General features: G+C 70.3%; 12 protein-coding genes. 4 read left to right on the plus strand and 8 right to left on the minus strand.

Going from position 1 to position 12,198, the window contains the following annotated elements; all coding sequences use genetic code 11:
• Positions 1 to 136: 136 nt before the first annotated feature.
• A complete protein-coding gene (locus SACTE_RS20380; protein ID WP_014047896.1) occupies positions 137 to 1,690 on the plus strand; it encodes an ABC transporter substrate-binding protein in 1,554 nt (517 codons plus the stop codon).
• On the opposite strand, the gene SACTE_RS20385 is transcribed toward SACTE_RS20380, so the two are convergent.
• The 8 genes from SACTE_RS20385 to SACTE_RS20420 form a co-directional block, all read right to left on the minus strand.
• On the minus strand, positions 1,677 to 2,390 hold the full coding sequence (locus SACTE_RS20385) for a TetR family transcriptional regulator (RefSeq protein ID WP_014047897.1): 714 nt from the start codon (positions 2,388 to 2,390) through the stop codon (positions 1,677 to 1,679). The genes SACTE_RS20380 and SACTE_RS20385 overlap by 14 nt on opposite strands.
• Before the next feature lie 10 nt (positions 2,391 to 2,400).
• Entirely contained in the window at positions 2,401 to 3,228 is an 828-nt protein-coding gene (locus SACTE_RS20390; protein WP_014047898.1) for a hypothetical protein, read from the minus strand.
• Positions 3,229 to 3,241: 13 nt separating this feature from the next.
• Positions 3,242 to 3,841: a hypothetical protein gene (locus SACTE_RS20395; protein WP_014047899.1), complete on the minus strand. Its 600-nt coding sequence runs from the start codon at positions 3,839 to 3,841 to the stop codon at positions 3,242 to 3,244.
• A gap of 194 nt (positions 3,842 to 4,035) precedes the next feature.
• Positions 4,036 to 4,803 (minus strand): succinate dehydrogenase iron-sulfur subunit, encoded by a 768-nt coding sequence (locus SACTE_RS20400; protein WP_014047900.1) that lies wholly within the window; start codon positions 4,801 to 4,803, stop codon positions 4,036 to 4,038.
• Entirely contained in the window at positions 4,803 to 6,557 is a 1,755-nt protein-coding gene (gene sdhA, locus SACTE_RS20405; RefSeq protein ID WP_014047901.1) for a succinate dehydrogenase flavoprotein subunit, read from the minus strand. Before sdhA ends, SACTE_RS20400 begins: the two co-directional genes overlap by 1 nt.
• 29 nt (positions 6,558 to 6,586) lie before the next feature.
• The gene (locus tag SACTE_RS20410; protein ID WP_014047902.1) at positions 6,587 to 7,069 is read right to left on the minus strand and encodes a succinate dehydrogenase hydrophobic membrane anchor subunit; all 483 of its coding nucleotides are present in this window, start codon (positions 7,067 to 7,069) and stop codon (positions 6,587 to 6,589) included.
• Between the two features lie 5 nt (positions 7,070 to 7,074).
• On the minus strand, positions 7,075 to 7,455 hold the full coding sequence (sdhC, locus tag SACTE_RS20415; RefSeq protein WP_014047903.1) for a succinate dehydrogenase, cytochrome b556 subunit: 381 nt from the start codon (positions 7,453 to 7,455) through the stop codon (positions 7,075 to 7,077).
• 191 nt (positions 7,456 to 7,646) lie between these two features.
• A complete protein-coding gene (locus SACTE_RS20420) occupies positions 7,647 to 8,153 on the minus strand; it encodes a 2-oxo-4-hydroxy-4-carboxy-5-ureidoimidazoline decarboxylase (RefSeq protein ID WP_019993562.1) in 507 nt (168 codons plus the stop codon).
• 594 nt (positions 8,154 to 8,747) lie between these two features.
• Here SACTE_RS20420 and SACTE_RS20425 point away from each other — a divergent pair.
• The 3 genes from SACTE_RS20425 (at position 8,748) to SACTE_RS20435 (ending at position 12,061) form a co-directional block, all read left to right on the plus strand.
• Positions 8,748 to 10,361, plus strand: coding sequence for a family 20 glycosylhydrolase (locus tag SACTE_RS20425; protein ID WP_014047905.1), 1,614 nt, complete (start codon positions 8,748 to 8,750; stop codon positions 10,359 to 10,361).
• Between the two features lie 217 nt (positions 10,362 to 10,578).
• Positions 10,579 to 11,295 (plus strand): DUF4328 domain-containing protein, encoded by a 717-nt coding sequence (locus SACTE_RS20430; protein WP_019993564.1) that lies wholly within the window; start codon positions 10,579 to 10,581, stop codon positions 11,293 to 11,295.
• 196 nt (positions 11,296 to 11,491) lie between these two features.
• Entirely contained in the window at positions 11,492 to 12,061 is a 570-nt protein-coding gene (locus SACTE_RS20435) for a hypothetical protein (protein ID WP_014047907.1), read from the plus strand.
• The last annotated feature ends 137 nt before the right edge of the window (positions 12,062 to 12,198 follow it).

Raw genomic sequence — 12,198 nt, forward strand, 5'->3', positions numbered from 1 at the left:
GCGAACAAGACCCTGTGAGTGCCCCATTTGCTCTTCCAGATGTGAAAATCGTGTGATTGGCTGAGTCCGAACATGCGGCAATGTGCGCCAACTCGGCACATGGGCCGAGGTGGGCTGGTAAGGGAGAGCACGGCACATGCGGTCGATCCGGATACGGATTCTCGCGATTCTCGCGGTACTGATCATCGTAGGCGTCGGCGCCTGGCAACTGCTCCCCTCGGACGAGGCGAACGACGATCCCATCAAGGTCGGCACGTCGGACGTGGTGAGCTCCCTCGACCCGGCGGGCGCCTACGACGCCGGCTCCTGGGCGCTCTACAGCAACGTCTACCAGTCCCTGATGACCTTCAAGGCCGGTGCGATCGTGCCGGAGCCGGACGCGGCCGAGAGCTGCACCTTCATCGGTCAGAAGTACCAGACCTACCAGTGCAAGCTGCGTGACGACCTGACCTTCTCCAACGGGCACAAGGTCACCACGGAGGACGTCAAGTACTCCTTCGACCGGATCCTGAAGATCAACGCGGACTCCGGTCCGGCGCCGCTCTTCCCCAGCCTCGACACGATCGTGGCCGACGGGCGCACCATCACCTTCAACCTCTCCGCGCGTGACGCGACCTTCCCGCTGAAGCTCGCCACCGGCGCCGGCTCCATCGTCGACCCCGCCGAGTACCCCAAGGACAAGCTCCGCACCGGGAACCAGGCCGACGGATCGGGCCCGTTCACGCTGAAGTCCTACGAGCCCGGAGTGCAGGCGGAGCTGACGCCCAACCCGGCCTACAAGGGCGCGGTGAAGAAGCCCGGCGGGCCGGTCCAGATCCGCTACTTCGAGGGGTCCGGCCAGCTCCAGACGGCCTGGGACGCCGGCAGCGTCGACGTCACGCACCGCCAGCTCCCCGCCGAGACACTGGCGGAGCTCAACCCCGGCGCGACCGAGCAGCGCATCACCGAGGCGGGCAGCGCCGAGATCCGCAACCTCATCTTCAACGTCCGCGACGGTTCGGCGTTCTCCGACAAGCGGGTCCGGCAGGCCGTCGCGTGGATCATCGACCGCGGACCGCTAGTCGGCGACGTCTACCACAGCACGGTCGAGCCCCTGTACTCCCTGATCCCCCAGGGCTACATCGGGCACAGCACCCCCTTCTTCGACGCCTACCCGCACCCCGACAAGGACGAGGCGAAGAAGCTGATGCAGGAGGCCGGCGTCGAGATCCCGATGCCGATCACCTTCGCGCACCGCGACGACGACGCGAACAAGAAGGAGAGCACCGAGCTGGTCCGCCAGCTGGAGAAGTCCGGACTGTTCAAGGTCACCGAGAAGGCCGTGGAGTGGACGGCCTTCCAGAAGGGGTACGCGGCCGGCGAGTACGACGCGTACACCGTCGGATGGTTCCCCGACTTCCCGGACTCCGACAACTTCAGCCAGCCGCTGGTCGGCAAGGGCAACAGCCTCAACAACGGCTACGAGAGCAAGAAGATCGACGCGCTCATCGCCGCCACCCAGCAGTACAGCGACCGCAGCCGCACCTCGAACGACTTCAAGGAGCTGCAGCGACTGGTCGGCGAGGACGTCCCGCTGATCCCGCTGTGGCAGAAGAAGGACTACGTCGTCGCCAAGAGCGAGGTCTCCGGCTCCCAGTACCTCTCCGACGGCACCGGGATCTGGCGCCTGTGGGAACTCAGCTGGATCTGACGCCCTCGGCCTTACCGGCCCCGGGCATGAACTCCACCAGCACGTCGTGGAGTTGCCGCACGAGCGGTCGCAGCACCCGGAAACGGGAGAGCGCGATCGCCCGTGCGGCCAGCGGTGCGGTGCGCTCCACCAGGCGCCGGCTGCGTGCGGCGCCCTCGCTCCGGTCGTAGACCCAGAACAGCACCAGGCCCATCTGCATCAGCCACATCAACTGCGGCAGTATCGGCCCCAGTTCCGCGTCGTACCGGGTGCTGGAACCGGTCAGGCAGCGCTCGTGGAGGGCGATCACCGCGTCCCGGGCTTCGGCCGAGTCCTCGGAGAACGGCGAGAGCGGGCTGTCCGGGTCGGCGGCGTTCCTGAAGAACTGGGCGGCGAAGCGGTGGTAGGGCTGGGCCACGTCCAGCCAGCCCAGCAGCAGGCCGCGGATGCGCGCGGCGAGGTCCGCGTCGCCGTCCAGCACCGGCCGCACCGCCGCCGCGTGTTCGGTGGCGATCCGGTCGTAGAAACCCTGGACCAGGTGTTCCTTCGAGGCGAAGTAGTAGTACGCGTTGCCCACGGAGACCCCGGCCTCCTGGGCGACGGCCCGCATCGTCGTCCTGTCGTACCCGCGTTCCTCGAAGAGCCTGAGGGCCGTCTCCAGGATCACGGTGCGGGTCTGCTCGCTCTTCGGGGCCTTCGCCGACTTCTCTTCCTTCGCCACGCTCCCCAGGCTATCCGGGAGCCCCGTCCGGCGGATTCCGTGCCGCCATGGCCTCGGTGAACTCCGCCCGCAGCGCCTCGGGGGACGGAAGGCCCCCGCCGAGCGTCTCGTTCCACCGCGCGGCCGCCCCGTCCACCCCGGAGCGGAACGCACGCCCCAGCGGGATCCGGAACAGCAGCAGCACCAGCGCCGCGGGCGGGCGCACCAGCGCGCGCCCGCTCACCGTCAGGGTGACACCGACCCGCCACGCCCCGTCGCCGGCCGGGCGCGCGGCCAGCGACACGGCCGCCCGTCCGAGCGGGTGCCGGGCGCGTGCGGTCAGCGGAGCACGGGCCGGGGGAAGAGCGCCCACGGGGGCCGCGGCAGCCGCCCACCAGGCGCCCAGGTCGGCCCGCGCGCGGCCGGAGACCCGCTGGAGGAAGCCGCCGCCGGGACGGCGCAGGGTGAGGTCGGCCGCCAGCGCGGACGGCCGCTCGGGCGTACGGAGCCGCCAGGTCGCCCGGCCCGCGAGGTCCGCGGAGGCGAGGCGCTGCTCCACGACGATCGCGGTCGAGCGCCGCCACTCCTGTATGCGGACCGTCATGGCCTCAGGAGGGCCCTCGGGCGCCTCACGAGGCCGGGAGGGGGCCGGATCCGAGGCGAACGTGTAACGGGCCCCCGCGCGCAGGTGACGGCCCTTCACGAGCCGCACGCCCGGGACGGGCTCCCCGTCCTCCAGCAGCGCCCCGCCCGCTCCCGTCCGGGTCGACTCCACGACGTCCAGGAGGAGCGCCGCGCAGTCCTCGAACCAGGCGCGGTCGAGGGCCGTGACCGTGACGGTGTGGTGGAAGCGGGCCATGGCGGCGGTGGGCTCAGGCGCTGAGGGAACGGGCGGTGTTGAGCTGGGCCATGACCCAGGGGAAGGTCTCGGGCCCGTTCGCCGGGATCATCGTCGCGTGGTGGCGGCCGCCGCTGGTCACCGTGATCTGGATGAAGCCCGTCGTCCTCTTCTCCTTCATCAGGAGGAAGAGCAGACCGATCAGGCAGAACAGCGCGAACACGATGGCGAGCACGATCCCCACGGTCGGGATCTTCTCCTCCGTGCGCGACATGTCCGTCGCCGTCCACACCGCGCCCTTGAGCGGCAGCGTGCCGGCCGGCGTCACGATGCCGTCGTTCATGACGGTGATGTCACCGAGCGACAGCATCGGCACCCCGCCACCGGGCTGCCCGTGCTGCGCCTGCGGGGGGAAGCCGGGATGCGTCGGCTGCCCGCCGGGCCCCGGGTAGCCGTACCCAGGGCCGGGCTGAGCGGCCGACTCGGGCAGCGGCTGCGGGTAGCCGTACGCCGGCGTGGCGCCCGGCGCCGGGTAGCCGTAGCCCTGGCCGTCCGGCATCGTCGGCGGGTTGCCCGGCTGCTGGGGCGGGCCCCACTTGTATGAGTCGTCCGCGTACGGATTCGGATCGCTCACGACGTTCCCCGTTCTCCATCAAGCCATCCGCCCCCGTGCCGTGCCGCACCGGGAGCCGCGAGCCGGTCACCGGCCCCGCACGACCGTACCGTTCCCCGGCCCCCCGGTGCACCAAGAGGCCCCGCTTCCCGCACGGACGGTGCGGGGAGCGGGGCCTCTTCGGTGCAACAGGCGGGCCCTGACGGGCCGGTGGGTCAGAAGCGACGCGTGATCAGCGCGCGCTTGACCTCCTGGATCGCCTTGGTGACCTCGATGCCACGGGGGCAGGCGTCCGTGCAGTTGAACGTCGTGCGGCAACGCCACACACCGTCACGGTCGTTGAGGATCTCCAGGCGCTGCTCGCCGCCCTCGTCACGCGAGTCGAAGATGAACCGGTGCGCGTTGACGATGGCCGCCGGGCCGAAGTACTGCCCGTCGTTCCAGAACACCGGGCACGAGGACGTGCACGCGGCGCACAGGATGCACTTGGTGGTGTCGTCGAAGCGCTCGCGGTCCTCGGGGGACTGCAGACGCTCCCGGGTCGGCTCGTTGCCCTTGGTGACGAGGAAGGGCATGACGTCGCGGTAGGCCTGGAAGAACGGGTCCATGTCGACCACGAGGTCCTTCAGGACCGTGAGGCCCTTGATGGCCTCGACCAGGATCGGCTTCTCCGGGTTGATGTCCTTGATCAGCGTCTTGCAGGCGAGCCTGTTCTTGCCGTTGATCCGCATCGCGTCGGAGCCGCAGATCCCGTGGGCGCAGGAGCGGCGGAAGGTCAGGGTGCCGTCCAGCTCCCACTTGATCTTGTGAAGGGCGTCGAGGACACGCTCCTTCGGGTCGATCGAGATCTGGAAGTCCTGCCACTGGGCCTCGTCCGAGACCTCCGGGTTGAAGCGGCGGATCCGGAACGTGGCCGTGATGTACGGGGTGTCGGCGAAGCCGGCCTCGGCGTTGCCGGTCTTCTCCAGGGTCGGGGTAGCCATCAGTACTTACGCTCCATCGGCTGGTAGCGGGTCGTGACGACCGGCTTGTAGTCGAGCCGGATCGACTCGGTGCCGTCGTCCGCGACCTCGCGGTACGCCATGGTGTGGCGCATGAAATTGACGTCGTCGCGGTTGGGGTAGTCCTCGCGGTAGTGACCGCCGCGGGACTCCTTGCGGGCCAGCGCGGAGGTCGCCATGACCTCGGCCAGGTCGAGCAGGTTGCCCAGCTCGATGGCCTCCAGCAGGTCGGTGTTGAACCGCTTGCCCTTGTCCTGGATGGACACGTCGAGGTAGCGCCTGCGCAGCTCGGCGATCTTGTCGACCGCCGTCTTGATGGTCTGCTCGGTGCGGAACACCATCACGTTGGCGTCCATGCACTCCTGCAGCTCCGTGCGGAGCGTGTGGACCCGCTCGGTGCCCGTGGAGTTGCGCAGCCGCTCGACCTGGTCCTGCACCAGCTGCGCCGGGTTCTCGGGAAGCTCGACGAAGTCGTTCTTCGCGGAGTACTCGGCGGCGGCGATGCCCGAACGGCGTCCGAAGACGTTGATGTCGAGCAGCGAGTTGGTGCCGAGGCGGTTGGCGCCGTGCACGGAGACACAGGCGACCTCGCCGGCGGCGTACAGGCCCGGGACGACGGTGGTGTTGTCGGCCAGCACCTCGCCCTCGACGTTGGTCGGGATGCCGCCCATGGCGTAGTGCGCGGTCGGCTGGATCGGGATCGGGTCCGTGTAGGGCTCGATGCCGAGGTAGGTGCGCGCGAACTCGGTGATGTCCGGGAGCTTCGCGTCCAGCTGCTCCGGCGGGAGGTGCGTGAGGTCGAGGTAGACGTGGTCGCCCTCGGGACCGCAGCCGCGGCCCTCACGGATCTCCGTGTAGATGGAGCGGGACACGACGTCACGGGAGGCGAGGTCCTTCATGACCGGCGCGTACTTCTCCATGAAGCGCTCGCCGTCCTTGTTGCGGAGGATGCCGCCCTCACCACGGGCGCCCTCCGTCAGCAGGATGCCCATGCGCCAGATGCCCGTCGGGTGGAACTGGAAGAACTCCATGTCCTCCAGCGGCAGGCCCCGGCGGTAGCAGGCGGCCTGGCCGTCACCGGTCAGGGTGTGCGCGTTCGACGTCACCTTGAAGAACTTGCCGGTGCCGCCCGAGGCGTAGATGACCGACTTCGCCTGGAAGACGTGGATCTCGCCGGTGGCCAGCTCGTAGGCGACGACGCCGGCGGACTTCTTGACGCCGTCCACCTCGACGACCAGCTGGTCCAGGACGTAGAACTCGTTGAAGAACTCCACGCCCTCCTTGACGCAGTTCTGGTACAGCGTCTGGAGGATCATGTGGCCGGTGCGGTCGCCCGAGTAGCAGGCGCGACGGACCGGGGCCTCACCGTGGTTGCGGGAGTGGCCGCCGAAGCGGCGCTGGTCGATCTTGCCCTCGGGCGTACGGCCGAACGGCAGGCCCATCTTCTCCAGGTCGAGGACGGCGTCGATGGCCTCCTTCGCGAGGATCTCGGCGGCGTCCTGGTCGACCAGGTAGTCGCCGCCCTTGATCGTGTCGAAGGTGTGCCACTCCCAGTTGTCCTCCTCCACGTTGGCCAGCGCGGCGGCCATGCCGCCCTGCGCGGCGCCCGTGTGGGAGCGGGTGGGGTAGAGCTTCGTCAGCACGGCGGTGCGGCTGCGCTTGGTCGACTCGATGGCCGCGCGCATACCGGCGCCGCCGGCGCCGACGATGACGGTGTCGTACTTGTGGATCTGCATGGTTTCCTCTGGTCCCTCTGTCCCGGCGCCTAGCGGATGTTCGGGTCGAAGGTGAAGATCACCAGCGTGCCCAGCAGGACGGTGAACACCGTGGCGGTGTACAGGAGCATCTTCAGCCAGAAGCGGGTGTTGTCCCGTTCTGCGTAGTCGTTGATGACCGTACGGAGGCCGTTGGCGCCGTGCAGCATGGCGAGCCACAACATCGCCAGGTCCCAGACCTGCCAGAACGGCGAGGCCCAGCGGCCGGCCACGAAGGCGAAGCCGATCTTGGAGACGCCGCCGTCCAGCACCAGCTGGATCAGCAGGTGCCCGATGACGAGGACGACCAGCACGATGCCCGACAGGCGCATGAAGAGCCAGGCGTACATCTCGAAGTTGGTACGGGAACCCTTGGGGGTCTTGTCCGTGCGCTTGCGCGGGGGCTCGATCACCGGCGCCGGGTGGTCGACGTCGAAGAGGCTCACGCCCTCGACGTCCCCGATGGCGGACGAGGAAGAGGTCTCGGCGGACATGGGCCTCAGCTCCCGAAGACTTCGCGTACGGCGTGTCCGAGGACGGGGTACAGGGCCCCGACCATCAGCACGATCCAGATGCCCAGGACGGTCCAGAGCATCGTCTTCTGGTGGCGCGGGCCCTTGGCCCAGAAGTCCACGGCGACGATCCGCAGACCGTTCAGCGCGTGGAAGAGGATGGCGGCCACCAGGCCGTACTCGAGCAGGGCTACGAGCGGGGTCTTGTAGGTGGCCACGACCTCGTCGTACGCCTCGGGGGAGACACGCACGAGAGCGGTGTCCAGGACGTGTACGAACAGGAAGAAGAAAATGAGGACACCGGTGACTCGATGAGCCACCCAGGACCACATGCCTTCCCGGCCGCGGTACAGCGTTCCAGCCGGCACGGAAGAACCCTCCGGGAGCGGGGATTGGGGTCGGCCGGCTTGACTGTCGGTCTGACCCGGCCGGGTACGGTCCACCGGCCCCGGCCATCGTAGCGACGGTTTGTCGGTTCCATGGCGGCGGGGCCTCTGGTGTGATCAAAGTGGCAATCAAACAGCCACGGACGGACTACCGGATACCGCGTCCCCGCAGGTCACGGCAGGGGGTCCGGTCGCCCCGCCTCCGTGACGAGCTCGACGATGCGTCCTCGGGCGAGTCGCCGCATCTCCTCGGCGGTGAGTGAACGCTCCTCGTCGGAGTCGTTCGCCAGCCGGGCGCGGATGGCGGCGAGCACCTGGTCCACGTGCTGGGAGGGCGGTACGCCGTCCATGCAGATGACGAACACGTGTCCGAAACTGTGCTCGTAGGCGGCGTGCGCCGCCCGGAGTGCCAGGTGGGCCGCACGGGGCGCCGCGTGGTGCAGGCAGGGAGCGGACTCGGCGGCGAGCGCCTCGGCGAGGTCGGTGGGGGTCAGGTCGTACCCCGCCTCGTCGGAGGCCGCCAGCAGCGAGGCGAGGTCCGGATAGGGGCGGTGGGCGGCCATCCGATGGGCCCAGCGGCGGCTGCCGCAGCACTCCAGCAGGGCCGCTTCGGCGAGCTCGCGTGGCCAGTCGTTGAAGCGGGCGAGTCCGTTCGAGTGGGCACCCGTGCGGGTGCTCACCGAGACTGGGGGAGGAACCGGCAGGCGGGCGGGGGCCCGCACCGGCGGCCCGGCCCCCTGCGGGGCCTGGGCGGGGCCGTGGCTCTGGACGGAGTCGTGGCTCCGGAGAGTGTCATGGCCCGGGAGGGGGCCCTGACTCTGCAGCGGGACGGCGGTCCGCCCCGCCCGGCGCCCTCGCTCCGGCAGGCCTGCGGGGGACTCGCTGGACCTGGACAGCAAAACTCCTCGGACGAAAGACATCTGTGACCCTGGAGAGGGGCCGGAGAACGACGAGGTTGCGCGGGGGGAGAGAGTGAAGGCTGAGATGAATGTGTCGCAACGGTAGCGAGGCCGGGCAACGAGCACCCGAAGCCTGCACGAAATTCACCCGGACGGGAGAGTTTCGGAACGCCTGATGGACGCGCTTTCGGGGAGAAAGACCGCTTTCCGCCCTTCTAGGTTCCGGCCGGTCACCGTCCTGGTTCCGCGCTCCGCCCCAGGATTCACCTTTTCCCGGGTCCGTCCCCCACGATCTTCCTGCCATGGTTCGTCCCCCCGGGGACGGTCCCCGCGCTTCCCTCTCGACTTCCCCCACGATCCGGAGGAATCTGACCGATGTCGCCCTCGCACCGAGCCACGCCACGCTCGCGCGGAGCCCTGGTGGCCGGCGCGGCCGTCACGGCAGCAGCCGCCGTCACCCTCACCGTCGTCCTCTGGCCCGACAGCTCCGGCTCCGGACCGCAGAACGGCGCCGCCTCCTCGCCCACCACGCCCTCGCCGTCCCCCACGCGCAGCTACCCGCTCTCCGAGACGCCGCGGACCGTACCCGCGGTCCGCGCGCACACCCCCGCCCGCGGGCCCGGCTGGAAACCCGGGAAGAACAGCACGGTCGTCGCCGCCGACCACGAGCTGGCCGACGAGGCGCAGCTGCTCGCCAAGGAGCTGAAGATCCGCTACCGCGGGGAGACCGCGGCCCGGGCCGGTGACGTGGAGCTGGCGCTCGGCACCGCCGGCAAGGGCGACGCGGAGTCGTACACGCTGAAGACGGCCGACGACCGGGTCACCATCAGCGGGCCCGGCGAGGCCGGCGTCTTCTACGGCACCCGCACGCTCCTGCAGTCGCTCGCCGCCGACAGCTCCGTCCCCGAGGGCGTGGTCCGCGACACCCCCGACCGGCCGCAGCGCGGACTCAACCTCGACATCGCGCGCAAGCACTACAGCGCCGACTGGATCGAGGACCGGCTCCGCGAGATGGCCGACCTCAAGCTCAACCAGCTCGGCCTGCACTTCTCCGACGACCAGGCCTTCCGCATCGAGTCCGAGTCGCACCCGGAGGTGGTCTCCGAGGAGCACCTGACCAAGGCCGAGGTCCGCCGGATACTGAAGCTCGCCCAGAGCCTCCACATCACCGTCGTCGCCGAGATCGATTCACCCGGACACCTGGGAGCGGTCCTCAAGGCCCACCCCGACCTGCAACTGCGCAACACCCAGGGCACGGCCCGCCAGGGAGCCATCGACATCTCCAAGCCCGAGGCGGCCGAGATCGTCGACGACCTGCTGCGTGAGTACGCCGAGCTGTTCCCCGGCCAGTGGTTCCACGTCGGCGCCGACGAGTACCAGGCGCTCACCGTCAGCGACCCGGCGTCCTCCTACCCGCAGCTCGCCACGGCCGCCCGCGAGAAGTACGGCGACGGCGCCACCGTCCAGGACCTGACCGAGGGCTGGCTGAACGACCGGGCGGCCGTCGTGCGGAAGGCGGAGAAGATCCCCAAGGCGTGGAACGACGGCTTCTTCAGCGGCGGCACGGTCACCGCGGAGAAGGGCGTCGAGGTCGAGTACTGGACCGGCAAGGAGATCGGCGCACGGCCGCCCCAGGACTACCTCGCCGAGGGCCGCAAGGTGGTCAACCTCAACGACGAGTTCCTCTACTACGTGCTCGGCGAGCCCAACGACTTCGTCTACCCGACGGGCAAGCGGATCTACGAGCAGTGGACCCCGCTGGTGCTGCGCGGCACCGAGCCGGTGCCCGAGCGCTACTCGAAGCAGATCCTGGGCGGCCGGTTCGCGGTATGGGGCGACTTCCCCGACGCGCAGACCCAGGCGCAGGTGGCCGAGGGCATCCGGATGCCGCTCAACGCCCTTTCCCAGAAGCTGTGGGACCCGCGCAAACCGTCGCTGAGCTGGGCGCAGTTCCAGAAGCTCGCCGACGAGGTCGCCGGGAAGAGCTGATCCCGTCCGGCCACAACTCCATGGACACCGCCGCCACCGCAGGCTAGGTTCCGCTTGCCGCGCGTCCCGGGGAGGGGCGCGCGGCTCCTGCGTGCGACGAACGATCCCCGGGGGGCCTTCCATGCTGTGCACGACCTGCCGTCAGAGACCGGCGGCATCCGCGACGGGCCGGTGCGTCCGCTGCACGGCGCTGTACCCCCCTCCGCCGCACGGGCTGATGCCGGGCGGCCCGGCCCCGGCGGCGGAGGGGCCGCGCCTGCTGCGCTCGCCCGAGGGGCTGTCGAAGGCCGTGGTCGCCCTGTTCGGCGCGGTCATCGCGACCGACGCCCTCGCCATGGCCGCCGAGGTGCATCTCTGGCGTACGTACGCCGGTGCCGACGGTTTCACCTTCGTCGCTCTGGAACGGCTGAGGCGGGCCGAGAGCCTGTCCGCGCTCGCCGTGGGCCTCCAGTTCCTCGCGTATCTGGCCACGGCGGTGCTCTTCCTGCTCTGGTTCCGACGGGTGCGGGGCAATGCCGAGGTGTTCGACGCGGGCACGCAGCCCATGCGGCGCGGCTGGGCGATCGGCGCCTGGTTCGTGCCGGTCGGCAACCTCTGGCTGCCGCGCCGGATCGCCGGCGGGATCTGGTCGGCCAGCGCCGTGCCGGGTACCGGGCAGGGCGGCCGCTCGGGCTCGCAGGCGCTCCTGAACCTCTGGTGGGGCGCCTGGATCTGCACGCTGCTCTTCGCCCGTTACGCCGAGCGCCGCTACGACAAGGCGGTGGTGTTCGACGACGTCATGGACGGGCTCAGGCTCCTGATCGTCTCGGACGCGCTCGACGTCCTGGCGGCGGTCCTCGCCCTGCTCTTCGTGCGGAGGCTGACCGCGATGCAGCGGGAGCGCGCGTGCCTCTACGTGGACCCGCGCCCGGAGCCCGGGACCGTACCGGCCTGACCGGCCACCCCGCACCGGCGGTTTTCGGCCGTGACGCCCCCGTGCCCTCCGTGGGTGCGGGGGCGTTCGCCGTGCCGACAGGCCGATGACCGGGGCCGGTAAGCGCGTTCTTCTCGGCACAGTGACGCTTTTGAGCCATTCGGCGCAGTACGCGGTAAGTGGATCGAGCCACCCGAGGACCGAGGGGGAGACGTCGATGAGCCTGCTGGAGCTGATCACCCGCGCCGACGAGCGGAGCCTGGCGGCGAGCGGGCTCGCCTGCCTTGAACGGTGCCTGCCACCGTCCGGCGACGGAACCGCCCCGGAGCCGCTGCGCCCGCTCTGGGCGAGCTGCGGAACCGGACACGACTGGGGCACCCGGCTCAAGGCGGCGGAAGAGGCCCTGGGAAGCGCTGTCCCGGGAGCGGAGCGGGTCCGGGCGCTGATCGGGACGGCGCCCCGGGAGTTCACCGAAGGTCCCCTGCGCGCCTGGGCCGACGCCTGCTCGCTGCTCGCGCTGGAGGTCCACCGCGCGTTCGACCCGCCGACGCCGGACGCGGGCGAACTGCCCGCCCGCTGCCGCTCGGGGGAGACGGCGGGCGCGGGCCCGCTCCTCCTGGGCGAACTCCTGCGCCAGACGGCGATCCTGGAGCTTCTCGCGGAGACCACGGGCACGGCCGGCGGCGGAGCGGGCCTGCGCCGGGCGCTCGACGTGTCGACCGAGGGGCAGCGGGTGCTGCGCGCGGTGATGTCCCGCCGCGCCCGCGGCCGAAGTGGATCTTTGTAAGCTCCCACCGGTCGGTGGTGACCGGTGCGGTTGCACGCGTGAAGGCCGGACGGGCGTGCGGCTGTCCACCGTCCGGCCGGAGTACGAGCCCGGACGCGCCCCGGCTCGACCCGCGCCGACAGAGGGACCCACGGCGA

The sequence above is a fragment of the Streptomyces sp. SirexAA-E genome (genome assembly GCF_000177195.2).
In the GTDB taxonomy this organism is placed as follows: Bacteria; Actinomycetota; Actinomycetes; order Streptomycetales; family Streptomycetaceae; genus Streptomyces; species Streptomyces flavovirens.